The following is a 25,168-nucleotide window of genomic DNA, read 5'->3' on the forward strand; positions in this document are numbered from 1 at the left end:
ACGTGATTGATAAATCCGCCTTTATTCATCCTACCGCGATTGTGGAAACCGGTGCCATCATTGGTGCTAACGTCCACATTGGCCCGTTTTGTATTGTTGGACCCCATGTCGAAATTGGTGAGGGTACAGTACTGAAATCTCACGTTGTCGTGAATGGTCACACGACCATTGGCTGCAATAATGAGATCTATCAGTTCGCCTCCATCGGCGAAGTTAACCAGGATCTGAAATATGCTGGTGAGTCGACCCGTCTGGAAATTGGCGATCGTAACCGTATTCGCGAAAGCGTCACCATTCATCGTGGAACAGTACAGGGTGGTGGGGTGACGAAGGTGGGCAGCGATAACCTGTTTATGGTGAATGCGCATATCGCGCACGACTGTACCGTGGGTGACCGCTGTATTCTTGCCAACAACGCCACGCTGGCAGGACACGTATCGGTTGATGACTTCGCCATCATTGGCGGCATGACCGCAGTCCATCAGTTCTGCATCATTGGTGCGCACGTGATGGTCGGTGGATGCTCCGGTGTGGCGCAGGACGTCCCACCGTATGTGATTGCGCAGGGCAACCATGCCACGCCGTTTGGTGTGAACATCGAAGGCCTCAAGCGTCGTGGCTTTAGTCGCGAAGCGATTACTGCCATCCGCAACGCGTACAAACTGCTGTACCGCAGCGGTAAAACGCTGGAAGAGGCGAAGCCGGAAATTGCCGAACTGGCGAAAAAGCACCCGGAAGTGGACGCGTTCATGGAGTTCTTTGACCGTTCAACAAGGGGTCTGATTCGTTAATGGTCGACAGTCGTCCGCTTACGATAGCCCTGGTCGCCGGAGAAACCTCCGGCGATATTCTTGGTGCAGGTCTCATCCGTGCGCTTAAGGCGCGTGTACCCAATGCTCGCTTTGTCGGCGTTGCTGGCCCGCTGATGCAGGCTGAAGGCTGTGAAGCCTGGTACGAAATGGAAGAGCTGGCCGTGATGGGGATCGTTGAGGTGCTGGGACGGCTGCGCCGTTTGCTGCACATTCGTGCCGATCTCACCCGCCGCTTTACCGAACTCAAACCCGATGTGTTTGTCGGTATCGATGCACCTGATTTCAATATTACCCTCGAAGGGAACCTGAAAAAGCAGGGCATTAAAACCATTCACTACGTCAGTCCGTCCGTCTGGGCGTGGCGACAGAAACGCGTTTTCAAAATCGGACGGTCCACCCACCTGGTGCTGGCTTTCCTGCCTTTCGAAAAAGCGTTTTACGACAGATTTAATGTTCCGTGCCGTTTTATCGGTCATACCATGGCGGATGCAATGCCACTGGATCCGGATAAAAACGCGGCGCGCGACGTGCTGGGCATTCCCCATGATGTGCACTGTCTGGCCTTGCTGCCCGGCAGCCGTGGCGCAGAAGTGGAGATGCTGAGCGCTGATTTCCTCAAGACAGCGCAAATTCTTCGCCAGACGTACCCCGATCTCGAAGTGGTCGTGCCGCTGGTGAATGCCAAACGCCGCGAGCAGTTTGAGCGCATCAAAGCAGACGTCGCCCCGGATCTTCACGTCCGTCTTCTGGACGGGCAAGGGCGGGAAGCAATGTATGCGAGCGATGCCGCACTGCTGGCCTCCGGCACGGCGGCGCTGGAGTGTATGCTGGCGAAATGCCCGATGGTGGTCGGTTACCGCATGAAGCCGTTTACCTTCTGGCTGGCAAAACGTCTGGTGAAAACGGATTATGTCTCCCTGCCAAACCTGCTTGCCGGCCGCGAGCTGGTGAAAGAGCTGCTGCAGGATGAGTGCCAGCCGCAGGCGCTTGCCGAGGCGCTGCTGCCGCTGCTGGCCAACGGTAAAACCAGCCACCAGATGCACGATACCTTCCGCGAACTGCATCAACTGATCCGCTGTCATGCTGATGAGCAAGCGGCCGATGCGGTGCTGGAGTTAGCAAAATGATGGAATTTGTTTATCCTCACACCCACCTTGTGGCGGGCGTGGATGAAGTGGGTCGTGGTCCTTTAGTGGGGGCCGTGGTGACCGCTGCGGTGATCCTCGATCCGGCTCGGCCGATCGTCGGGCTGAACGACTCTAAAAAATTGTCTGAAAAGCGCCGGCTGGCGCTGTTTAGTGAGATTCAGGAGAAAGCGCTGGCCTGGAGCCTCGGGCGCGCTGAACCGCATGAGATAGACGAGCTGAATATTTTGCACGCCACGATGCTGGCGATGCAGCGTGCGGTAGCGGGGCTGAAAATCGCCCCTGAATATGTCCTGATTGACGGCAACCGCTGTCCGGCACTGCCCATGCCTTCAATGGCAGTGGTCAAAGGCGATAGCCGGGTCGCAGAAATTAGCGCAGCTTCTATTATTGCCAAAGTGACACGCGACGCCGAAATGGCCGCGCTGGACCTCACTTACCCTCAGTATGGTTTCGCCCAGCATAAGGGATATCCCACACCTTTCCACCTGGAGAGGCTGGCTGAACATGGCGCAACCGAACACCATCGGCGCAGTTTTGGCCCGGTGAAACGCGCCCTGGGACGGGTGTCCTGAATCATTACGCAAGCAATTAAGTAACGCGGAATCTGAAGATGGCTGAACCACGTTTCGTACACCTGCGGGTGCATAGCGACTACTCCATGATCGATGGGCTGGCGAAGACCGGGCCGCTGGTAAAAAAGGCGGCCTCCCTTGGCATGCCCGCGCTGGCGATCACCGATTTTACCAACCTGTGTGGCCTGGTGAAGTTCTACGGAACGGCGCACGGCGCGGGGATGAAGCCCGTCGTCGGTGCAGATTTTCATGTGCAGAGCGATCTCATCGGCGATGAAATGACGCAAATCTCCGTGCTGGCGATGAACAACACGGGTTATCAAAACCTCACCCTGCTTATCTCAAAAGCCTATCAGCGCGGCTATGGCGCGCTGGGGCCGTGGATCGACCGTGACTGGCTGGCCGAGCTGAACGAAGGGCTGCTGCTGATCTCGGGTGGCCGTATGGGTGACGTCGGCAAATGTCTGCTGCGCGGCAATAGCGCGCTGGTGGATCAATGCGTCTCGTTCTATGAAGAATATTTCCCGAATCGCTATTACCTGGAGTTGATCCGTACCGGCCGTCAGGATGAAGAGAGCTATCTTCATGCCGCGGTGGCGCTCGCAGAAGAGCGCGGGTTGCCCGTGGTGGCCACCAACGACGTGCGGTTCCTTGAGGCGGGTGATTTCGACGCGCATGAGATTCGCGTGGCGATCCACGATGGTTTCACCCTCGACGATCCGAAGCGGCCGCGTAATTACTCCGCACAACAGTACATGCGCAGCGAGGAGGAGATGTGTGAACTCTTCTCCGATATCCCCGAAGCGCTGGAAAACAGCGTAGAGATTGCCAAGCGCTGCAACGTCACCGTCCGCCTCGGCGAATACTTCCTGCCGCAGTTCCCGACGGGAGACATGACCACGGAAGATTTCCTGGTCGCGAAATCAAAAGAAGGTCTGGAAGAGCGTCTGGAATTCTTGTTCCCGGATGAAGAAGAGCGTAAAAAGCGTCGCCCTGAGTATGACGAACGCCTGGACATTGAACTCCAGGTGATCAACCAGATGGGCTTCCCGGGCTACTTCCTGATCGTTATGGAGTTTATCCAGTGGTCGAAGGATAACGGCGTGCCGGTCGGACCGGGGCGTGGCTCCGGTGCAGGTTCGCTGGTGGCGTATGCGCTGAAAATCACCGACCTCGATCCGCTGGAATTCGACCTGCTGTTCGAACGTTTCCTCAACCCGGAACGTGTCTCGATGCCCGACTTCGACGTCGACTTCTGCATGGAGAAACGCGATCAGGTGATCGAGCACGTGGCCGATATGTACGGCCGTGACGCGGTATCGCAGATCATTACCTTCGGTACGATGGCGGCGAAAGCGGTTATCCGTGACGTGGGCCGCGTGCTGGGCCACCCGTACGGGTTTGTCGATCGCATCTCTAAACTGGTGCCGCCCGATCCAGGCATGACGCTGGCAAAAGCCTTTGAGGCTGAACCGCAGCTGCCGGAAATCTACGAAGCGGACGAAGAAGTCAAAGCGCTGATCGACATGGCGCGCAAGCTGGAAGGCGTCACGCGTAACGCCGGTAAGCATGCAGGGGGCGTAGTTATCGCCCCGACTAAAATTACGGATTTTGCACCGCTATACTGCGATGAAGCGGGCCAACACCCGGTTACCCAGTTTGACAAGAACGACGTAGAATACGCCGGGCTGGTGAAGTTCGACTTCCTTGGTCTGCGTACGTTGACCATCATTAACTGGGCGCTGGAGATGATCAACGCCCGCCGCGAGAAGAACGGCGAGCCGCCGTTGGATATCGCGGCCATCCCGCTGGATGACAAGAAAAGTTTCGACATGCTGCAGCGCTCGGAGACCACCGCCGTCTTCCAGCTTGAATCCCGCGGCATGAAAGATCTGATTAAGCGTCTGCAGCCCGACTGCTTCGAAGATATGATCGCACTGGTTGCCCTGTTCCGTCCGGGCCCGCTGCAGTCAGGGATGGTAGATAACTTTATCGACCGTAAGCACGGGCGCGAAGAGATTTCCTACCCGGACGTTCAGTGGCAGCACGAAAGCCTGAAGCCGGTGCTGGAGCCCACCTATGGCATCATCCTGTATCAGGAACAGGTTATGCAGATCGCCCAGGTGCTTTCCGGCTATACCCTCGGCGGCGCGGACATGCTGCGTCGTGCGATGGGTAAGAAAAAGCCGGAAGAGATGGCCAAGCAGCGCTCCATCTTTGAAGACGGTGCGAAGAAAAACGGCGTTGACGGCGAACTGGCGATGAAAATTTTCGACCTGGTGGAGAAATTCGCCGGGTACGGATTTAACAAATCTCACTCCGCCGCCTATGCTTTGGTGTCGTATCAAACGCTGTGGCTGAAGGCACACTATCCTGCTGAGTTTATGGCTGCGGTAATGACCGCAGATATGGACAACACCGAGAAGGTGGTAGGGCTGGTGGATGAGTGCTGGCGCATGGGGCTGAAGATCCTGCCGCCGGATATCAACTCGGGTCTTTATCATTTCCACGTCAATGACGACGGGGAGATCGTTTACGGGATTGGCGCGATCAAGGGCGTAGGTGAGGGGCCGATCGAGGCGATCATCGAAGCGCGCAACAACGGCGGCTATTTCCGCGAGCTGTTCGATCTTTGCGCCCGTACCGATACCAAAAAACTGAACCGCCGCGTGCTGGAAAAACTGATCATGTCCGGCGCGTTCGACAGGCTGGGGCCGCACCGTGCCGCGCTAATGAACTCGCTGGGCGACGCCCTGAAAGCGGCGGATCAGCATGCAAAAGCGGAAGCCATTGGCCAGGCGGATATGTTCGGGGTGCTGGCGGAAGAGCCGGAGCAGATTGAACAGTCGTATTCCAACTGCCAGCCGTGGCCAGAACAGGTGGTGCTGGACGGCGAGCGTGAAACGTTAGGCTTGTACCTGACGGGTCACCCGATCAACCAGTACATTAAAGAAATTGAGCGCTATGTCGGCGGCCACAGGCTAAAAGACATGCATCCGACAGAACGTGGTAAAATCACCACGGCTGCGGGGCTCGTGATTGCTGCAAGGGTTATGGTCACCAAGCGCGGCAATCGTATCGGCATCTGTACGTTGGATGACCGTTCCGGGCGTCTGGAGGTGATGCTGTTCACCGACGCGCTGGATAAATACCAGCAATTGCTGGAAAAAGACCGCATACTTATCGTCAGCGGACAGGTCAGCTTTGATGACTTCAGTGGGGGGCTTAAAATGACCGCCCGCGAAGTGATGGACATTGACGAAGCCCGGGAAAAATATGCTCGCGGGCTTGCTATCTCGCTGACGGACAGGCAAATTGATGACCAGCTTTTAAACCGACTCCGTCAGTCTCTGGAACCCCACCGCTCGGGGACAATTCCAGTACATCTCTACTATCAGAGGGCGGATGCACGTGCGCGGTTGCGCTTTGGTGCAACGTGGCGTGTCTCTCCGAGCGATCGTTTACTGAACGATCTCCGTGGCCTCATTGGTTCGGAGCAGGTGGAACTGGAGTTTGACTAATACAGGAATACTATGAGTCTGAATTTCCTTGATTTCGAACAGCCGATTGCTGAGCTGGAAGCGAAAATCGATTCTCTGACAGCGGTAAGCCGTCAGGATGAAAAACTGGATATTAACATCGACGAAGAAGTGCATCGTCTGCGCGAGAAAAGCGTAGAGCTGACGCGCAAAATCTTTGCCGATCTCGGCGCATGGCAGGTGGCCCAACTGGCTCGCCATCCACAGCGTCCGTACACCCTGGATTATGTCCGCCTGGCGTTTGACGAATTTGACGAACTGGCAGGCGATCGCGCATACGCTGACGACAAAGCTATCGTTGGTGGTATCGCGCGTCTGGACGGACGCCCGGTGATGATCATTGGTCATCAGAAAGGTCGTGAAACCAAAGAGAAAATCCGTCGTAACTTCGGTATGCCAGCCCCAGAAGGCTACCGTAAAGCCCTGCGTCTGATGGAGATGGCTGAGCGTTTTAATATGCCTATCATCACCTTCATCGACACCCCGGGTGCCTACCCTGGAGTGGGCGCGGAAGAGCGCGGCCAGTCTGAAGCCATCGCGCGCAACCTGCGCGAGATGTCTCGTCTGAAGGTGCCGGTCATCTGTACCGTTATCGGTGAAGGGGGTTCCGGTGGCGCGCTGGCGATTGGCGTGGGCGATAAAGTGAATATGCTGCAGTACAGCACCTATTCCGTTATCTCCCCGGAAGGCTGTGCGTCCATTCTGTGGAAAAGTGCCGACAAAGCGCCTCTGGCTGCCGAAGCGATGGGCATCATTGCGCCACGTCTGAAAGAGCTTAAGCTGATCGATTCCATCATCCCGGAACCGCTGGGTGGTGCACATCGTAAGCCGGAAGTGATGGCCGCGTCCCTGAAAGCGCAGCTGCTGGCCGATCTGGCAGACCTGGACGTGCTGAGCAAAGAAGATCTGCTCAACCGCCGTTACCAGCGTCTGATGACTTACGGCTACGCGTAAGCTTCACAATTATCTGAAAAGCCGCACAATGTTGCGGCTTTTTTTATACCTGCGGTTTAGCCGGACTATGCTTAGCTAATGTTTTTTAAGGAGGAAGCCCATGAATATCATTGCCGTTATGGGGCCACACGGCGTCTTTTATAAAGATGAGCCGATTAAGGAGCTGGAGCAAGCCCTGCAGTCGCGCGGGTATCAGCTAATCTGGCCGCACAACAGCGCCGATCTGCTGAAGTTCATCGAGCATAACCCGCGTATCTGCGGCGTGATCTTCGACTGGGATGAATATGACCTCGAACTGTGCAGCGATATCAACAAGCTGAACGAATATCTCCCGCTGTACGCCTTTATCAATACCCACTCAACCATGGACGTCAGCGCCAATGATATGCGTATGGCGCTGTGGTTCTTTGAATATTCACTCGGCGTGGCGGAAGACATTGCGACCCGCATTCAGCAATACACGAATGAATATCTCGATAACATTACGCCACCGTTTACCCGGGCGCTCTTCACCTACGTGAAAGAGGGAAAATATACCTTCTGTACGCCGGGCCATATGGCGGGAACGGCCTACCAAAAAAGCCCGGTCGGCTGCCTGTTCTATGATTTCTTTGGTGGCAACACGCTGAAAGCGGACGTGTCCATTTCAGTCACCGAATTAGGCTCGCTGCTGGATCATACCGGCCCGCATCTGGAAGCTGAAGAGTATATCGCCCGCACCTTTGGGGCCGAGCAGAGCTATATGGTGACCAACGGTACCTCGACCTCGAACAAAATCGTCGGGATGTACGCCGCGCCTGCGGGCAGCACCCTGTTGATTGACCGTAATTGCCATAAATCGCTGGCGCACCTGCTGATGATGAGCGACGTCGTACCGCTCTGGCTGTCACCCACGCGTAACGCGCTCGGTATTCTTGGCGGCATTCCGCGCCGGGAGTTCACGCATGAAGCCATTGAAAGCAAGGTCGCGGCAGTGCCCGGTGCAAGCTGGCCTGTCCATGCGGTTATCACCAACTCGACCTATGACGGTCTGCTGTACAACACGAACTGGATCAAAAAGACGCTGGACGTGCCGTCGATCCACTTCGATTCCGCGTGGGTACCGTACACCAATTTTCACCCGATTTACGCGGGTAAGAGCGGCATGAGCGGTGAGCGCGTGCCGGGTAAAGTGTTCTTCGAAACGCAGTCGACGCATAAAATGCTGGCTGCGTTTTCCCAGGCTTCGCTGATTCACATCAAAGGCGAGTACGACGAAGAGACCTTTAACGAAGCCTTTATGATGCATACCACCACCTCACCGAGCTATCCGCTGGTGGCGTCTATCGAAACGGCCGCGGCGATGCTGCGCGGCAATCCGGGCAAACGTCTCATCAACCGTTCGGTGGAGCGTGCGCTGCATTTCCGCAAAGAGGTTCAGCGGCTGAAAGAGGAAGCCGACGGCTGGTTCTTTGATATCTGGCAGCCGGAAGAGATTGATGAGGCGGAGTGCTGGCCCGTCTCGCCCGGCGAAGACTGGCATGGTTTCCGGGATGCCGATAGCGACCATATGTTCCTCGACCCGGTAAAAGTGACGATCCTGACGCCAGGCATGGATGAGCAGGGCAAGATGAGCGAGGAAGGTATTCCGGCCGCGCTGGTCGCGAAATTCCTTGATGAACGTGGCGTAGTGGTGGAGAAGACCGGGCCCTATAACCTGCTGTTCCTGTTCAGTATTGGTATTGATAAAACCCGGGCGATGGGGCTGCTGCGCGGTCTGATGGAATTTAAGCGCGCCTACGATCTGAACCTGCGGGTGAAGAACATGCTGCCGGATCTCTCTGCGGAGGATCCTGACTTCTACCGTAACATGCGCATTCAGGATCTGGCCCAGGGGATCCACAGGCTGATCCGTCAGCACGATCTGCCGCGTCTGATGCTTCAGGCGTTTGATGTGTTGCCGGAGATGAAGTTTACCCCGCACAAGGCGTGGCAGCGCCAGGTGAGGGGGGAGGTCGAAACCGTCGAGCTGGAAAATCTGGTTGGACGCGTATCGGCCAACATGATCCTGCCTTACCCGCCGGGCGTACCGCTCCTGATGCCAGGAGAGATGATTACCGAGGAGAGTCGGGCCGTGCTCGATTTCCTGCTGATGCTCTGTTCGGTAGGGCGTCACTACCCCGGTTTTGAGACGGATATCCACGGTGCGAAGCGCGACGAAAACGGCGTTTACTGGGTGCGAGTCCTAAAATAAGGGCGACCGCTTGCATGGTGCGGGTTTTCGGTTGTAACGTTCAGGCATCATAAAAAGGAGAAGCTATGCTGGGTTTAAAACAGGTTCATCATATTGCGATCATTGCGACCGATTACGCGAAGAGTAAGGCCTTCTACTGCGACATTCTCGGCTTTACGCTGTTGAGCGAGGCGTACCGCGAGGAGCGCGACTCCTGGAAGGGCGATCTGGCGTTAAACGGGCAGTATGTGATTGAACTGTTCTCTTTTCCTTTTCCGCCTGCGCGTCCGTCCCGTCCGGAAGCCTGCGGCCTGCGCCATCTCGCCTTCAGCGTCGATGATCTGGATAGCGCAGTAAAACATCTGGAAGCGCACGGCGTGACGTGTGAAGCGATCCGCGTCGATCCGTTCACCGACAAGCGCTTTACCTTTTTCAACGACCCGGACGGCCTGCCGCTGGAGCTTTATCAGCAGTAATCTTCGTCCTGTGTGATAATGCCCGCTCAGTTTTCGGGCATTTTTTATGTGTAATTCCCTATGACCTTACCCGCTATCGCACACGCCGTTTCACCGTACCGCCAGCTGCTGGTGGGGTTTAGCGGTGGCCTGGATTCCACCGTTCTGCTTCATCGTCTTAAGTGCTGGCGCGATCGGGAGCCTGACGTCCAGCTGCGGGCGATACATATTCATCACGGATTAAGTCCTCACGCAGAGGAGTGGGTGGCGCACTGCGAAGCCTTGTGTGCGGCATGGGCGATCCCGCTCCTCGTCGAGCGCGTCACGCTGGTAGAGGAAGGGCTGGGCATCGAAGCGCAGGCGCGTAAAGCCCGCTATGCCGCGTTTGCCGGGGCATTACATGCTGGAGAAGCGCTGGTCACGGCCCAGCATCTGGACGATCAGTGTGAAACCTTTCTGCTGGCGCTTAAGCGGGGAAGCGGACCAGCGGGGCTTTCTGCCATGCCGGCGCGTTCGGTATTTGCCGGCACAACGTTACTGCGTCCGCTGCTTGGCGAGACGCGCGCCTCGCTTGAAGCCTGGGCGCGAGAACATCAGCTGAGCTGGATCGAAGATGAGAGTAACCAGGATGACGGCTATGATCGTAACTTTCTGCGTCTGCGCGTCCTCCCGCTATTGAGCGAGCGCTGGCCGCATTTCGCCGACGCGACGGCAAGAAGCGCTATGCTGTGTGCCGAACAGGAAACGCTGCTGGACGAGCTATTGAGTGACGAGCTGGCTGAACTGATTTCTAAAGACGGGGCGCTGGCCATTGCACCGCTGACAGCGATGAGCCCGGTACGTCGCGCCGCGCTGCTACGACGCTGGCTGGCCTCTCATTACGCTGCGATGCCGTCGCGGGCGATGCTGAGCCGTATCTGGGACGAGGTTGCCCTGGCGCGGGATGATGCTTCCCCGCGCGTCCATCTGAACGGTTTTGACGTAAGACGCTATAAAGGGGAACTCTGGTGGGTGAAATCAACGCCCTGCCTGACGGATGTGGTGCTTGACTGGCTTTCTCCTGAGCTTCCGCTGATATTGCCCGCTGAGGCTGGACGTGTCTCCCTCATACCGTCTGGTCATGTGCGGCCGCCGAAGCCCGGTGAACCGGTAACGGTACGCTTTAAGGCTGGTGGCATGCTGCATATTGTCGGGCGTAACGGAGGTCGGAAGCTGAAGAAAATCTGGCAGGAGTGCAACGTGCCGCCGTGGCTGCGCGACACCACGCCGCTGCTGTTCTATGGTGAAACGTTGATTGCTGCAGCAGGGGTTTTCATCACGGAAGCGGGATGGGCGGAAGACGGGGTCAGGTTTGAGTGGCAGAAAGCGTAACGGGCAACCTGGCTGCCCGTTAGTGTCATCAGGATTCGCTCACCACGACGGTGCCGATTTGCGGGTGGCTGAAGCTGGCTATTTTATCCAGACGCAGCTCACGCGTCGCACCGGCATCTTCCACTATCAGGTATTCCACGTTCTTACGTGAAACCAGATCGTTGGCTTTCGCCTTCAACACTTCGCCATCTTTTAGCTCCAGCGTCAGTAATAAATGATGCTGGCAGGCGAGTTCGAGGTTGTCATAGTCATCACAATTGATGGGTTGATAAGTATCATTCATCGACATAATCGCTCACCAGTAAATTCGCCGCAGCATACGCTGCTTTTTCCCTGACCGACTCTGAAAGGCTCTCATCAGAGGCCACTTCATTAAGCACTTTCAATACACAGCCCAACGCGTCCGGGACATACCCCAGATCTCCGCTGGCGATTTCCGCATACCGTTTGCGAATTAACTCACAATAATTATTCACATCCCCTCCCGCCAGCGCACTGACTTACTGTGAGATATCATTAAGCCTACGAAGATAAACTCGGTTTAGCAAGGTGACTATACCATACTCATTTAAGCAATATCAGCGCCTTGATAGCGGTGTATTTATTACCCCGTAACAGCCTTTTGCCGCGGTTTTCGCTACAATGTGCGCCTGATTCGAATGGAGTTCTCTCATGGCGCTGAAAGCGACAATCTATAAAGCAGTGGTCAATGTGGCCGATCTTGATCGCAACCAGTTCCTGGACGCCTCGCTGACGCTGGCACGCCACCCCTCCGAAACCCAGGAGCGCATGATGCTGCGCCTGCTGGCGTGGATTAAATACGCTGACGAGCGTCTGCAGTTTACCCGTGGGTTAAGCGCAGAAGACGAGCCTGAAGCCTGGCTGCGCAACGATCATCTGGGTATCGATTTGTGGATCGAACTCGGACTGCCGGACGAGCGCAGAATTAAGAAGGCCTGCACCCAGTCCGCTGAAGTGGCCTTATTCGCGTATAATCAGCGTGCTGCAGAGATTTGGTGGCAGCAAAACAAGAGCAAGTGCGGACAGTTTAAAAATCTCACCGTCTGGTATCTGGATGATGAGCAACTGGCGCAGCTGAGCGACTTTGCCAGCCGGACCATGGTGTTGCAGGCGACGATTCAGGACGGTGCAATCTGGCTTTCTGATTCTCAGAATAATCTGGAAATTCATTTAACGGCGTGGCAACCGGCCTCATGATCGTCTTGTCCCGAAACGTCAGCATTCCGGACAACGAGCTGGAGATCACCGCCATCCGTGCTCAGGGGGCCGGTGGGCAGCACGTCAACAAGGCCTCAACGGCTATCCATTTGCGTTTTGACATTCGGGCCTCAAGCCTGCCAGAGTATTATAAAGAAAGTCTGCTTGCTGCCAGCCATCACCTCATCACCAGCGATGGCGTGATGATGATCAAAGCCCAGGAATACCGCAGCCAGGAGCTCAACCGGGAAGCGGCCATCGCCAGGCTGGTGGCGGTCATCAAAGAATTAACGGCAGTACAAAAAAGCCGCCGGGCAACGCGGCCAACCCGCGCATCGAAAGAGCGTCGGCTGTCCTCGAAGGCCCAAAAATCCACAGTGAAAGCATTACGCGGTAAAGTTCGTCGCCCGACAGAGTGACGAAAGGGAACACAAATTTCATAAGGAATTCATTGTGAAAAAAGCATTATGGTCAGCGCTGGCAGTGAGTACGCTGTTTGCGCTTTTCGGGTGTAACAACCGTTCAGAAACGCAGGTTTTGCAACCCACGCAAACGGAAGAATTAAAACCAATGCAGCAGAGCTGGCGCGGCGTATTGCCTTGCGCGGACTGTGAAGGCATTGAAACGTCCCTGTTCCTGCAAAAAGACGGCACCTGGGTGATGAACCAGCGCTATCAGGGCGGGAAAGCGCCTTCTTCATTTGGAACCTATGGAACATGGGCACGTACGGCGGAGAAGCTGGTCCTGACGGATACCGCCGGCGAGAAAACCTTTTTCCGCGCCAAAGGCGAGGGGATGGAGATGCTTGACCGCGAAGGAAATCCTATTGAATCCCAGTTCAACTACACGCTGGCGCCGGTGAAAGCGGCTCTGCCCGCGACGCCGATGGCAATGCGCGGGATGTACTTCTATATGGCGGATGCGGCCATTTTTACCGACTGCGCAACTGGCAAGAAGGTCAGCGTGGCAAACAATGCCCAGCTTGAACGCGATTACGCTGTGGCGCGCGGCAATGACAGCAAGCCGATATTGCTGACGGTGGACGGTCACTTTACGCTGGAGCCAAACCCGGATAGCGGAGAGATGGTGAAAACGCTGGTGGCGGATAAAGACGCGAAATTTATTGCGGGCAAAGACTGTAACAGCAAATAAGCTGACGTAGCGCCATTAAAAAACCCCGCCTGAGCGGGGTTTTTTGTTTAGCCTTTGATGGCTTTCACCAGGTAATCAAGAATGTCGCCAGTCTTGATCATCTGTTTTTCGCCGCTGCGACGGTATTTGTATTCAATCTCGTCGCTATCGAGGTTACGGTCGCCGATCACGACGGTGTGTGGGATACCGATCAGTTCCATATCGGCAAACATCACGCCCGGACGCTCTTTACGGTCATCCATCAGCACTTCGATACCCTGCGCACGCAGCTCGGCATACAGCTTCTCGGCCAGCTCCTGCACGCGGTAAGACTTGTGCATGTTCATTGGCAGAATAGCGACCTGGAACGGTGCGATGTTGTCCGGCCAGACGATGCCGCGCTCGTCGTAGTTCTGCTCAATCGCTGCAGCTACCACGCGCGTCACCCCGATACCGTAGCAACCCATGGTCAGGATCTGGTTACGGCCATCTTCACCCTGAACGGCGGCGTTCAGCGCGCGCGAGTATTTATCGCCCAGCTGGAAGATGTGACCCACTTCGATACCGCGCTTGATCATCAGGGTACCCTGACCATCCGGGCTTGGGTCGCCTGCGACCACGTTACGGATGTCAGCCACTTCCGGCGTCGCCACGTCGCGATCCCAGTTGATGCCGAAGTAGTGTTTACCGTCGATGTTCGCACCAGCGGAGAAGTCGCTCATCGCGGCTACCGTGCGGTCAATAACAACAGGAACCGGCATATTCACCGGACCGAGAGAACCTGGCCCAGCATTGACCACGGCGCGGATTTCCGCTTCCGTGGCGAACGTCAGCGGGCTGGCGACCTGCGGCAGCTTCTCGGCTTTCACTTCGTTCAACTCGTGATCGCCACGCACCAGCAGGGCAACCAGCGGGTAAGCGCTCCCTTCGGTGGATTTAACCAGCAGGGTCTTAACGGTTTTTTCGATCGGTAAGTTGAACTGCTCAACCAGCTCGGCAATGGTTTTCGCGTTTGGCGTATCAACCAGCGTCATCTCTTGCGTTGCCGCAGCACGCGGTTCTTTTGGTGCCAGCGCTTCTGCAAATTCGATGTTCGCGGCGTAATCAGAGGAGTCAGAGAAGATCACATCGTCTTCACCGCTCTGCGCCAGAACCTGGAATTCATGGGATGCGCTACCGCCGATGGAGCCGGTATCAGCCTGCACCGCGCGGAAATCCAGACCCATGCGGGAGAAGATTTTGCTGTATGCCGCGTACATTGCGTCGTACGTCTCTTGCAGGGATTCCTGAGAGGTATGGAAAGAGTAGGCATCTTTCATCAGGAATTCGCGAGAGCGCATGACGCCGAAACGTGGGCGAACTTCGTCACGGAACTTGGTCTGGATCTGGAAGAAGTTCAGCGGCAGCTGTTTGTAAGAGCTCAGCTCATTACGAATCAGGTCGGTAATGACTTCTTCATGCGTTGGGCCGAGAACGAACGGACGCTCGCCGCGATCGACGAAGCGCAGCAGTTCAGGGCCATATTGTTCCCAACGGCCACTCTCCTGCCACAGGTCAGCGGGCTGAACCACAGGCATGGACACCTCGATAGCACCGGCGTTGTTCATCTCTTCACGCACGATGTTTTCGACTTTTTTCAGGACGCGCACGCCGGTCGGCAGCCAGGTGTATAACCCGGAGGCCAGCTTGCGGATCATCCCGGCGCGCAGCATCAGCTGATGGCTGATCACTTCGGCGTCGGCAGGCGTCTCCTTCAGAGTGGAGAGCAGATATTGGCTAGTACGCATGTTGTTACGGTTCCATTTCGACGATTGGAACAGGCTGAAACACCAGCCTGACACAAAAAAAGTGGTTTAGTTTACCAGTGTGGCAAAGATGCCAAAAGAGAGGAGAACAAAATTACCTGGGTTCCAGGGCAAACACTTCAAAACCTGCCCCGGTGACGCGCCAGCGAACGTTAAAATCCAGCAGCCAGACGGCGTACGTTTTTCCTGCTTCCTCTTCTTTACGGTAGGCCGGACGCGGGTCCTGTGCCAGCACTTCGGTGATGAAATCCCGTAAGCGAGGATAGCGTTTCTCCAGTTGACCGAGTTGCGAGGCGAGCTCAGGGGTAAAATACACCGGCATATCCGCCTGTGGAGCGTCCTGGGCATAGCTTGCACGCGCCTCCGGAAGGGCTTCGGCGAAGGGCAAATAGGGTTTGATGTCGATCACCGGCGTGCCGTCGACCAGGTCCAGGCTACCTAACTCGAGTATCACCTGATCTTTCTGGCAGCGTATGCCTTTCAGTTCAACCAGCGACATGCCAACCGGGTTTGGACGAAAGGTCGAGCGCGTCGCAAACACCCCCATTCTCGCATTTCCGCCAAGACGAGGAGGACGCACGGTAGGACGCCAGCCGCCTTCCATCGTCTGGTGAAACACGAACACCACCCACAGATGGCTGAACGCCTCGAGCCCGCGTACCGCATCGGCCTGATTATAAGGCGCAACCAGGTGAAGCTCACCGCGTCCGCTGGTGACAAGACCGGGCTGGCGGGGGACGGCGAACTTCTCTTTATAAGGAGAGTGGATAACGCCTATCTGCTCGAACTGAAATGCACTCATTTCGCCGTAATGTTCAGCGCAGAACCGATGCAAACCGCCTGACGGTAGCAGCCCGGCGTGCCGCTGGTGACTTCACAGCTGTGCAGCAGGACCGCGTTAGCTTTCATTTTTGCGGCATTAATCTGCATGCGTTTACGCGCAGTCGGAATATTCGGTGGTGAGTCCTGATTAGTCGCCTGACAGGATTCGCCGCTCACTTCGCCCAGTTCACGGAACGGTTTACCGACGAGTTCGTCCGCTTTCGTGATAATGCGAACCGGCGCAGGGCGAACCACTTTCGGTTTCGCAGGCTCGGTCTTTGGCGGGGTTGCCGTGCTTTGAACAGGTTCAACGGGAGATCTGCTTAGCATAGAACAGCCGCTCAGCATGAGTGCTAAAAGACAGATCGGTAAAGCACGCATAATATTTCCTCAATGGATAATCAAAACGTCAGATATTGAATCAGTTGACTGCACAAATGACAAGACGGGCATAAGCCCGTCCTGATGATATTACACTGAGGTGAGATTACCAGCCTTTAACAGCGCCGCCGTTAAACACTTTGTTGGCTTCCTGGTAAACTTCGTCTGACTGATAGGCCTGAACGAATTTCTTCACGTTTTCCGCGTCCTTGTTGTCTTCGCGAGTCACGATCAGGTTAACGTACGGGGAGTCTTTATCTTCAACGAAGATACCGTCTTTGGCTGGCGTCAGGCCAATCTGGCTGGCGTACGTGGTGTTGATAACGGCCAGAGCAATCTGCGCATCGTCCAGAGAACGTGGCAGCTGCGGTGCTTCCAGTTCAACGATTTTCAGATTTTTCGGGTTCTCGGTGACGTCCAGAACGGTTGGCAGCAGGCCAACACCGTCTTTCAGCTTGATCAGGCCCACTTTCTGCAGCAGCAGCAGGGAACGACCAAGGTTAGTTGGGTCGTTAGGCACGGCAACCTGAGAGCCCGGCTGCAGTTCGTCCAGTGATTTAATTTTCTTAGAGTAACCGGCAATCGGATAAACGAAGGTGTTACCGACACCAACCAGTTTATAGCCACGATCTTTGATCTGCTGGTCCAGGTATGGCTTATGCTGGAAGGCGTTCGCGTCGATATCCCCTTTGCTCAGAGCTTCGTTCGGCAGAACGTAATCGTTGAAGGTCACCAGCTCCACATCCAGGCCATACTTCTCTTTTGCCACTTTCTGAGCAACTTCCGCAACCTGCTGTTCTGCACCTACGATAACGCCCACTTTAATGTGGTTTGGATCCTTTTCGTCCTGACCGCAACCCACCAGTGCCAGAGAGCCGATCAGCGCGCCTACTGCTGCGAAGGTCTTTAATTTAAACGCCATGTTTTATCCTTAACTCGTAGAGTTTGTGTTGTGTGTAACGTTATTTATGCGTAACAGCCCGGACGATGCGATCGCCAGAGAACTGGATTAAGTAAACCAGAACAACCAGCAATACCAGAACGGTATTCATCACGGTCGCGTTATATCCAATATAGCCGTACTGGTAACCAATCTGACCTAAACCGCCCGCGCCTACGGCACCGCCCATCGCCGAATAACCGACCAGGGTGATAAGCGTAATGGTTGCCGCATTCACCAGCCCTGGCAGTGCCTCCGGCAGCAGAACCTTGCGGACGATCTGCATCGGCGTGGCACCCATCGCACGGGAAGCTTCGATCAAACCGGTTGGGATTTCCAGCAGGGCGTTTTCCACCATACGGGCGATAAACGGCGCAGCGCCAACGGTCAGCGGAACGATCGCCGCCTGCAGACCGATAGACGTTCCGACGATCACGCGGGTAAACGGAATCATCCACACCAGTAAAATAATGAACGGGATAGAACGGAAGATGTTCACCAGCGCAGAGAGCGTACGGTACAGCTTCGCATTCTCAATGATTTGACCCGGACGCGTCACGTACAGCAACACGCCGACCGGCAGGCCAATCACAAAACCAAAGAAGCCAGAGACAAAGGTCATTGCCAGCGTTTCCCAAACGCCGCGAACCAGCAGCCACATCATCGGCTCAGACATAACCCAGTACCTCTACTTTTACGTGATGTTCTTGCAGCCAGGCAATGGCTGCCTGGGTTTCTTCTTGTGTGCCGTGCATTTCTGTCAGCATGATGCCGAACTTGACGCCACCGGCGTAATCCATCTGCGCGCTGATGATGTTGTTGTTCACGTTAAAGCGACGTGCGGTTTCGGAAAGCAGGGGGGCATCAACGGACTGGCCGGTGAACTCCATGCGCAGCATCGGGACGCTGTCAGCAGCGGGTTCGGTTTTCAAACGCTCCAGATAGTCTTCCGGAATATCCAGATGCAGCGTGGACTGGATGAACTGCTGCGCCAGCGGGGTTTTCGGATGCGAGAACACTTCACTTACCGTGTCTTGCTCGATCAGTTCACCGTTGCTGATGACCGCCACGCAGTCACAGATGCGTTTCACCACGTCCATCTCATGCGTAATAAGGAGGATCGTCAGGCCCAGGCGACGATTAATGTCCTTCAGCAGTTCCAGAATCGAACGCGTGGTTGCCGGATCCAGTGCGCTGGTGGCTTCATCGCACAGCAGTACCTTAGGATTGCTTGCCAGCGCGCGGGCAATGGCCACACGTTGTTTTTGCCCACCGGACAGATTTGCCGGGTAGCTATCATGTTTGTCGCCCAGACCCACGAGGTCGAGCAGCTCGGTGACGCGGCGCTTCACTTCATCTTTCGGCGTGTTATCCAGCTCAAGCGGTAAGGCAACGTTGCCGAACACGGTGCGGGAGGCCAGCAGGTTAAAGTGCTGGAAAATCATGCCAATCTGACGACGCGCTTTGGTGAGTTCTTTCTCTGAAAGGGCGGTAAGTTCCTGGCCGCCAACTTCTACGCTGCCCTGGGTTGGGCGCTCAAGCAGGTTAACACAACGGATCAGCGTGCTTTTACCTGCACCCGATGCGCCAATGACGCCATAAATTTGACCAGCAGGAACATGCAGGCTGACGTTGTTCAGCGCCTGAATGGTTCGGTTCCCCTGCTGGAACACTTTGGTGATATTGGAAAGTTTAATCATTAGATTATTTTTATCGTATGTAAGTTAGCCGTGGCATTTTCTTCTGCCAGATACGGGTGATGACCGTAAACAAAACGGATGTTAAGGCATCCAGACGTCTAAATCAATCCAACTCTGTACGATGAGCACTTTATTGCGCTGCGATTCATGAGATACTAGTCGAACATGCCTTTTTCAGGAGCAAACCGGTGGCAAAATCAGTATCCGCAATTTTCCTCGATCGTGACGGCACTATTAATGTGGATCACGGTTATGTCCATGAGATTGATGAGTTCGAGTTTATCGAGGGCGTAATAGATGCCATGCGCCAGCTGAAAGAGATGGGCTATGCGCTGGTGGTGGTGACGAACCAGTCCGGTATTGCACGCGGTAAATTTACCGAAGCGCAGTTTGAGACGCTGACGGAATGGATGGACTGGTCACTGGCCGACCGCGGTGTGGATCTCGATGGTATCTACTATTGTCCGCATCACCCACAGGGAACCGTAGAAGAATATCGTCAGACCTGTGATTGCCGTAAGCCGCATCCGGGGATGTTCATCTCTGCGCAGGAGTTCCTGCACATTGATATGGCGGCTTCTTATATGGTGGGCGATAAACTGGAAGATATGCAGGCAGCTGCAGCAGCAGGTGTAGGGACCAAAATATTAGTGCGCACCGGCAAGCCTGTGACGCCAGAAGCTGAGAATGCGGCGGATTGGGTAATTAATAGTCTGGCCGAGCTACCAAAAGAGATTAAAAAGCACCAAAAATAGCCTTTCTGGTGAAAAGATGAGCGATTGAAATAAAAATGCATTTTTCCGCTTGTCATTCCTCGGCGGCCCCCTATAATGCGCCTCCATCGACACGGCGGATGTGAATCACTTCACAAACAGCCCGGTCGGTTGAAGAGAAAAAATCCTGAAATAACGGGTTGACTCTGAAAGAGGAAAGCGTAATATACGCCACCTCGCAACGGTGAGCGAAAGCCGCGTTGCACTGCTCTTTAACAATTTATCAGACAATCTGTGTGGGCACTCAAAGTGACATGGATTCTTAATGTCTTCGGACAATAAATGAATGCCAAGTCTCTGAGTGAACATGCGTAATTCATTACGAAGTTTAATTCACGAGCATCAAACTTAAATTGAAGAGTTTGATCATGGCTCAGATTGAACGCTGGCGGCAGGCCTAACACATGCAAGTCGAGCGGCAGCGGAAAGTAGCTTGCTACTTTGCCGGCGAGCGGCGGACGGGTGAGTAATGTCTGGGAAACTGCCTGATGGAGGGGGATAACTACTGGAAACGGTAGCTAATACCGCATAACGTCGCAAGACCAAAGAGGGGGACCTTCGGGCCTCTTGCCATCAGATGTGCCCAGATGGGATTAGCTAGTAGGTGGGGTAACGGCTCACCTAGGCGACGATCCCTAGCTGGTCTGAGAGGATGACCAGCCACACTGGAACTGAGACACGGTCCAGACTCCTACGGGAGGCAGCAGTGGGGAATATTGCACAATGGGCGCAAGCCTGATGCAGCCATGCCGCGTGTATGAAGAAGGCCTTCGGGTTGTAAAGTACTTTCAGCGGGGAGGAAGGCGGTGAGGTTAATAACCTCATCGATTGACGTTACCCGCAGAAGAAGCACCGGCTAACTCCGTGCCAGCAGCCGCGGTAATACGGAGGGTGCAAGCGTTAATCGGAATTACTGGGCGTAAAGCGCACGCAGGCGGTCTGTCAAGTCGGATGTGAAATCCCCGGGCTCAACCTGGGAACTGCATTCGAAACTGGCAGGCTAGAGTCTTGTAGAGGGGGGTAGAATTCCAGGTGTAGCGGTGAAATGCGTAGAGATCTGGAGGAATACCGGTGGCGAAGGCGGCCCCCTGGACAAAGACTGACGCTCAGGTGCGAAAGCGTGGGGAGCAAACAGGATTAGATACCCTGGTAGTCCACGCCGTAAACGATGTCGACTTGGAGGTTGTGCCCTTGAGGCGTGGCTTCCGGAGCTAACGCGTTAAGTCGACCGCCTGGGGAGTACGGCCGCAAGGTTAAAACTCAAATGAATTGACGGGGGCCCGCACAAGCGGTGGAGCATGTGGTTTAATTCGATGCAACGCGAAGAACCTTACCTACTCTTGACATCCAGAGAACTTTCCAGAGATGGATTGGTGCCTTCGGGAACTCTGAGACAGGTGCTGCATGGCTGTCGTCAGCTCGTGTTGTGAAATGTTGGGTTAAGTCCCGCAACGAGCGCAACCCTTATCCTTTGTTGCCAGCGGTTAGGCCGGGAACTCAAAGGAGACTGCCAGTGATAAACTGGAGGAAGGTGGGGATGACGTCAAGTCATCATGGCCCTTACGAGTAGGGCTACACACGTGCTACAATGGCGCATACAAAGAGAAGCGACCTCGCGAGAGCAAGCGGACCTCATAAAGTGCGTCGTAGTCCGGATTGGAGTCTGCAACTCGACTCCATGAAGTCGGAATCGCTAGTAATCGTAGATCAGAATGCTACGGTGAATACGTTCCCGGGCCTTGTACACACCGCCCGTCACACCATGGGAGTGGGTTGCAAAAGAAGTAGGTAGCTTAACCTTCGGGAGGGCGCTTACCACTTTGTGATTCATGACTGGGGTGAAGTCGTAACAAGGTAACCGTAGGGGAACCTGCGGTTGGATCACCTCCTTACCTTAAAGAACCTGCCTTTGCAGTGCTCACACAGATTGTCTGATGAAAAACAGCAGTAAAAATCTCTGCAGGCTTGTAGCTCAGGTGGTTAGAGCGCACCCCTGATAAGGGTGAGGTCGGTGGTTCAAGTCCACTCAGGCCTACCAAATTTTCCCTGATACTGCGTTGCGGCAACGCTCACATACTGATGTATGCTTCGCGTTACCACGCCTTGTCTCAGGAAAAATTACCGGTACAGAGATTGCAAAACGATGGGGCTATAGCTCAGCTGGGAGAGCGCCTGCTTTGCACGCAGGAGGTCTGCGGTTCGATCCCGCATAGCTCCACCATCTTTTACTGCGAACCCAAGAAAACTTCAGAGTGAACCTGAAAAGGTGCACTGCGAAGTTTTGCTCTTTAAAAATCTGGATCAAGCTGAAAATTGAAACGACACATCTTAATGGTGTGTTCGAGTCTCTCAAATTTTCGCAATCATGAAGTGAAACATCTTCGGGTTGTGAGGTTAAGCGACTAAGCGTACACGGTGGATGCCCTGGCAGTCAGAGGCGATGAAGGACGTGCTAATCTGCGAAAAGCGCCGGCGAGGTGATATGAACCTTTGACCCGGCGATGTCCGAATGGGGAAACCCAGTGTGATTCGTCACACTATCGTTAACTGAATACATAGGTTAACGAGGCGAACCGGGGGAACTGAAACATCTAAGTACCCCGAGGAAAAGAAATCAACCGAGATTCCCCCAGTAGCGGCGAGCGAACGGGGAGCAGCCCAGAGTCTGAATCAGCTTGTGTGTTAGTGGAAGCGTCTGGAAAGTCGCACGGTACAGGGTGACAGTCCCGTACACGAAAACACACAGGCTGTGAACTCGAAGAGTAGGGCGGGACACGTGGTATCCTGTCTGAATATGGGGGGACCATCCTCCAAGGCTAAATACTCCTGACTGACCGATAGTGAACCAGTACCGTGAGGGAAAGGCGAAAAGAACCCCGGCGAGGGGAGTGAAAAAGAACCTGAAACCGTGTACGTACAAGCAGTGGGAGCACCCTAGTGGTGTGACTGCGTACCTTTTGTATAATGGGTCAGCGACTTATATTCTGTAGCAAGGTTAACCGTATAGGGGAGCCGAAGGGAAACCGAGTCTTAACTGGGCGTTAAGTTGCAGGGTATAGACCCGAAACCCGGTGATCTAGCCATGGGCAGGTTGAAGGTTGGGTAACACTAACTGGAGGACCGAACCGACTAATGTTGAAAAATTAGCGGATGACTTGTGGCTGGGGGTGAAAGGCCAATCAAACCGGGAGATAGCTGGTTCTCCCCGAAAGCTATTTAGGTAGCGCCTCGTGAATTCATCTTCGGGGGTAGAGCACTGTTTCGGCTAGGGGGCCATCCCGGCTTACCAACCCGATGCAAACTACGAATACCGAAGAATGTTATCACGGGAGACACACGGCGGGTGCTAACGTCCGTCGTGAAGAGGGAAACAACCCAGACCGCCAGCTAAGGTCCCAAAGTCATGGTTAAGTGGGAAACGATGTGGGAAGGCACAGACAGCCAGGATGTTGGCTTAGAAGCAGCCATCATTTAAAGAAAGCGTAATAGCTCACTGGTCGAGTCGGCCTGCGCGGAAGATGTAACGGGGCTAAACCATGCACCGAAGCTGCGGCAGCGACACTATGTGTTGTTGGGTAGGGGAGCGTTCTGTAAGCCGTTGAAGGTGTGCTGTGAGGCATGCTGGAGGTATCAGAAGTGCGAATGCTGACATAAGTAACGATAAAGCGGGTGAAAAGCCCGCTCGCCGGAAGACCAAGGGTTCCTGTCCAACGTTAATCGGGGCAGGGTGAGTCGACCCCTAAGGCGAGGCCGAAAGGCGTAGTCGATGGGAAACAGGTTAATATTCCTGTACTTGGTGTTACTGCGAAGGGGGGACGGAGAAGGCTATGTTAGCCGGGCGACGGTTGTCCCGGTTTAAGCATGTAGGCGGAGGTTCCAGGTAAATCCGGTACCTTTTAACGCTGAGGTGTGATGACGAGGCACTACGGTGCTGAAGTAACAAATGCCCTGCTTCCAGGAAAAGCCTCTAAGCATCAGGTAACATCAAATCGTACCCCAAACCGACACAGGTGGTCAGGTAGAGAATACCAAGGCGCTTGAGAGAACTCGGGTGAAGGAACTAGGCAAAATGGTGCCGTAACTTCGGGAGAAGGCACGCTGATATGTAGGTGAAGCCCCTGCGGGTGGAGCTGAAATCAGTCGAAGATACCAGCTGGCTGCAACTGTTTATTAAAAACACAGCACTGTGCAAACACGAAAGTGGACGTATACGGTGTGACGCCTGCCCGGTGCCGGAAGGTTAATTGATGGGGTTAGCGGCAACGCGAAGCTCTTGATCGAAGCCCCGGTAAACGGCGGCCGTAACTATAACGGTCCTAAGGTAGCGAAATTCCTTGTCGGGTAAGTTCCGACCTGCACGAATGGCGTAATGATGGCCAGGCTGTCTCCACCCGAGACTCAGTGAAATTGAACTCGCTGTGAAGATGCAGTGTACCCGCGGCAAGACGGAAAGACCCCGTGAACCTTTACTATAGCTTGACACTGAACACTGGTCCTTGATGTGTAGGATAGGTGGGAGGCTTTGAAGCGTGGACGCCAGTCTGCGTGGAGCCGACCTTGAAATACCACCCTTTAATGGCTGGTGTTCTAACGTAGACCCGTGATCCGGGTTGCGGACAGTGTCTGGTGGGTAGTTTGACTGGGGCGGTCTCCTCCCAAAGAGTAACGGAGGAGCACGAAGGTTAGCTAATCCTGGTCGGACATCAGGAGGTTAGTGCAATGGCATAAGCTAGCTTGACTGCGAGAGTGACGGCTCGAGCAGGTGCGAAAGCAGGTCATAGTGATCCGGTGGTTCTGAATGGAAGGGCCATCGCTCAACGGATAAAAGGTACTCCGGGGATAACAGGCTGATACCGCCCAAGAGTTCATATCGACGGCGGTGTTTGGCACCTCGATGTCGGCTCATCACATCCTGGGGCTGAAGTAGGTCCCAAGGGTATGGCTGTTCGCCATTTAAAGTGGTACGCGAGCTGGGTTTAGAACGTCGTGAGACAGTTCGGTCCCTATCTGCCGTGGGCGCTGGAGAATTGAGGGGGGCTGCTCCTAGTACGAGAGGACCGGAGTGGACGCATCACTGGTGTTCGGGTTGTCATGCCAATGGCACTGCCCGGTAGCTAAATGCGGAAAAGATAAGTGCTGAAAGCATCTAAGCACGAAACTTGCCCCGAGATGAGTTCTCCCTGAGACTTTAAGTCTCCTGAAGGAACGTTGAAGACGACGACGTTGATAGGTCGGGTGTGTAAGCGCAGCGATGCGTTGAGCTAACCGATACTAATGAACCGTGAGGCTTAACCTTACAACGCCGAAGATGTTTTGGCGAAGAGACGAACAATCA

20 protein-coding genes, 2 tRNA genes and 2 rRNA genes are annotated in these 25,168 nt (G+C 54.8%); 16 read left to right on the forward strand and 8 right to left on the reverse strand.

Annotated elements, in window-relative coordinates:
- The first annotated feature begins 2 nt into the window (after positions 1–2).
- The 8 genes from lpxA (at position 3) to tilS (ending at position 11,063) form a co-directional block, all read left to right on the forward strand.
- The gene (gene lpxA / locus ABFV38_RS04060) at positions 3–791 is read left to right on the forward strand and encodes an acyl-ACP--UDP-N-acetylglucosamine O-acyltransferase (RefSeq protein ID WP_348958562.1); all 789 of its coding nucleotides are present in this window, start codon (positions 3–5) and stop codon (positions 789–791) included.
- Positions 791–1,939: a lipid-A-disaccharide synthase gene (gene lpxB, locus ABFV38_RS04065; RefSeq protein WP_045907840.1), complete on the forward strand. Its 1,149-nt coding sequence runs from the start codon at positions 791–793 to the stop codon at positions 1,937–1,939. The genes lpxA and lpxB overlap by 1 nt, the downstream gene beginning before the upstream one ends.
- Positions 1,936–2,532, forward strand: coding sequence for a ribonuclease HII (rnhB, locus tag ABFV38_RS04070; protein WP_045907841.1), 597 nt, complete (start codon positions 1,936–1,938; stop codon positions 2,530–2,532). The genes lpxB and rnhB overlap by 4 nt, the downstream gene beginning before the upstream one ends.
- Positions 2,533–2,570: 38 nt before the next feature.
- Positions 2,571–6,053, forward strand: coding sequence for a DNA polymerase III subunit alpha (dnaE, locus tag ABFV38_RS04075; protein WP_235403430.1), 3,483 nt, complete (start codon positions 2,571–2,573; stop codon positions 6,051–6,053).
- 12 nt (positions 6,054–6,065) lie between these two features.
- The gene (gene accA, locus ABFV38_RS04080) at positions 6,066–7,025 is read left to right on the forward strand and encodes an acetyl-CoA carboxylase carboxyl transferase subunit alpha (protein WP_008501895.1); all 960 of its coding nucleotides are present in this window, start codon (positions 6,066–6,068) and stop codon (positions 7,023–7,025) included.
- A gap of 100 nt (positions 7,026–7,125) precedes the next feature.
- On the forward strand, positions 7,126–9,258 hold the full coding sequence (locus ABFV38_RS04085) for a lysine decarboxylase LdcC (RefSeq protein ID WP_348958565.1): 2,133 nt from the start codon (positions 7,126–7,128) through the stop codon (positions 9,256–9,258).
- Positions 9,259–9,323: 65 nt separating this feature from the next.
- Positions 9,324–9,713 (forward strand): VOC family protein, encoded by a 390-nt coding sequence (locus tag ABFV38_RS04090; RefSeq protein ID WP_023293230.1) that lies wholly within the window; start codon positions 9,324–9,326, stop codon positions 9,711–9,713.
- A 60-nt stretch (positions 9,714–9,773) separates the two neighbouring features.
- Complete coding sequence (gene tilS / locus ABFV38_RS04095; protein WP_348958568.1) at positions 9,774–11,063, forward strand: tRNA lysidine(34) synthetase TilS; 1,290 nt, start codon at positions 9,774–9,776, stop codon at positions 11,061–11,063.
- A 28-nt stretch (positions 11,064–11,091) separates the two neighbouring features.
- On the opposite strand, the gene rof is transcribed toward tilS, so the two are convergent.
- Together rof and ABFV38_RS04105 are read right to left on the reverse strand one after the other, a co-directional pair.
- Entirely contained in the window at positions 11,092–11,352 is a 261-nt protein-coding gene (rof, locus tag ABFV38_RS04100; protein ID WP_024907532.1) for a Rho-binding antiterminator, read from the reverse strand.
- Positions 11,339–11,539, reverse strand: coding sequence for a YaeP family protein (locus ABFV38_RS04105; RefSeq protein WP_008501889.1), 201 nt, complete (start codon positions 11,537–11,539; stop codon positions 11,339–11,341). The genes rof and ABFV38_RS04105 overlap by 14 nt, the downstream gene beginning before the upstream one ends.
- A 196-nt stretch (positions 11,540–11,735) precedes the next feature.
- Between ABFV38_RS04105 and ABFV38_RS04110 the strand changes: the two genes are divergently transcribed.
- Genes ABFV38_RS04110 through nlpE form a run of 3 tightly spaced genes read left to right on the forward strand, consistent with a single transcriptional unit; the run spans position 11,736 to position 13,433 of the window.
- On the forward strand, positions 11,736–12,281 hold the full coding sequence (locus ABFV38_RS04110; protein WP_021240481.1) for a YaeQ family protein: 546 nt from the start codon (positions 11,736–11,738) through the stop codon (positions 12,279–12,281).
- The gene (gene arfB, locus ABFV38_RS04115; protein WP_348958571.1) at positions 12,278–12,700 is read left to right on the forward strand and encodes an alternative ribosome rescue aminoacyl-tRNA hydrolase ArfB; all 423 of its coding nucleotides are present in this window, start codon (positions 12,278–12,280) and stop codon (positions 12,698–12,700) included. Before ABFV38_RS04110 ends, arfB begins: the two co-directional genes overlap by 4 nt.
- Positions 12,701–12,734: 34 nt before the next feature.
- Positions 12,735–13,433: an envelope stress response activation lipoprotein NlpE gene (gene nlpE, locus ABFV38_RS04120; RefSeq protein WP_235403433.1), complete on the forward strand. Its 699-nt coding sequence runs from the start codon at positions 12,735–12,737 to the stop codon at positions 13,431–13,433.
- A 47-nt stretch (positions 13,434–13,480) separates the two neighbouring features.
- Here the strand turns inward: nlpE and proS are convergent, their stop codons facing one another.
- The 6 genes from proS to metN all read right to left on the reverse strand — a co-directional run bounded on the left by proS (position 13,481) and on the right by metN (position 19,060).
- On the reverse strand, positions 13,481–15,199 hold the full coding sequence (gene proS / locus ABFV38_RS04125) for a proline--tRNA ligase (RefSeq protein WP_048028425.1): 1,719 nt from the start codon (positions 15,197–15,199) through the stop codon (positions 13,481–13,483).
- Between the two features lie 112 nt (positions 15,200–15,311).
- On the reverse strand, positions 15,312–16,019 hold the full coding sequence (gene tsaA, locus ABFV38_RS04130; protein ID WP_235403434.1) for a tRNA (N6-threonylcarbamoyladenosine(37)-N6)-methyltransferase TrmO: 708 nt from the start codon (positions 16,017–16,019) through the stop codon (positions 15,312–15,314).
- A complete protein-coding gene (gene rcsF / locus ABFV38_RS04135; RefSeq protein WP_008501883.1) occupies positions 16,016–16,420 on the reverse strand; it encodes an Rcs stress response system protein RcsF in 405 nt (134 codons plus the stop codon). The genes tsaA and rcsF overlap by 4 nt, the downstream gene beginning before the upstream one ends.
- Positions 16,421–16,526: 106 nt before the next feature.
- Positions 16,527–17,342, reverse strand: coding sequence for a methionine ABC transporter substrate-binding lipoprotein MetQ (gene metQ / locus ABFV38_RS04140; protein ID WP_014168729.1), 816 nt, complete (start codon positions 17,340–17,342; stop codon positions 16,527–16,529).
- Positions 17,343–17,382: 40 nt separating this feature from the next.
- Positions 17,383–18,036 (reverse strand): methionine ABC transporter permease MetI, encoded by a 654-nt coding sequence (locus ABFV38_RS04145; protein ID WP_003856130.1) that lies wholly within the window; start codon positions 18,034–18,036, stop codon positions 17,383–17,385.
- Positions 18,029–19,060 (reverse strand): methionine ABC transporter ATP-binding protein MetN, encoded by a 1,032-nt coding sequence (gene metN / locus ABFV38_RS04150; RefSeq protein WP_348958573.1) that lies wholly within the window; start codon positions 19,058–19,060, stop codon positions 18,029–18,031. Before metN ends, ABFV38_RS04145 begins: the two co-directional genes overlap by 8 nt.
- Before the next feature lie 188 nt (positions 19,061–19,248).
- Here metN and gmhB point away from each other — a divergent pair, with 188 nt between their 5' ends.
- From gmhB to ABFV38_RS04175, 5 genes are all read left to right on the forward strand, one after another.
- On the forward strand, positions 19,249–19,815 hold the full coding sequence (gene gmhB, locus ABFV38_RS04155) for a D-glycero-beta-D-manno-heptose 1,7-bisphosphate 7-phosphatase (protein WP_348958575.1): 567 nt from the start codon (positions 19,249–19,251) through the stop codon (positions 19,813–19,815).
- A gap of 368 nt (positions 19,816–20,183) precedes the next feature.
- A 16S ribosomal RNA gene (locus tag ABFV38_RS04160) occupies positions 20,184–21,725 on the forward strand.
- Between the two features lie 69 nt (positions 21,726–21,794).
- Positions 21,795–21,871: transfer RNA gene (locus tag ABFV38_RS04165), tRNA-Ile, on the forward strand.
- 107 nt (positions 21,872–21,978) lie between these two features.
- A tRNA-Ala gene (locus tag ABFV38_RS04170) sits at positions 21,979–22,054 on the forward strand.
- Positions 22,055–22,225: 171 nt separating this feature from the next.
- Positions 22,226–25,129 (forward strand): 23S ribosomal RNA (locus ABFV38_RS04175).
- The 16S and 23S rRNA genes sit together here with 2 tRNA genes alongside, the layout of an rRNA operon.
- Positions 25,130–25,168 lie beyond the last annotated feature (39 nt).

Origin of the sequence: Enterobacter cloacae complex sp. Mu1197, from assembly GCF_040059225.1 — a bacterium.
Classification (GTDB): Bacteria; Pseudomonadota; Gammaproteobacteria; order Enterobacterales; family Enterobacteriaceae; genus Enterobacter; species Enterobacter quasiroggenkampii.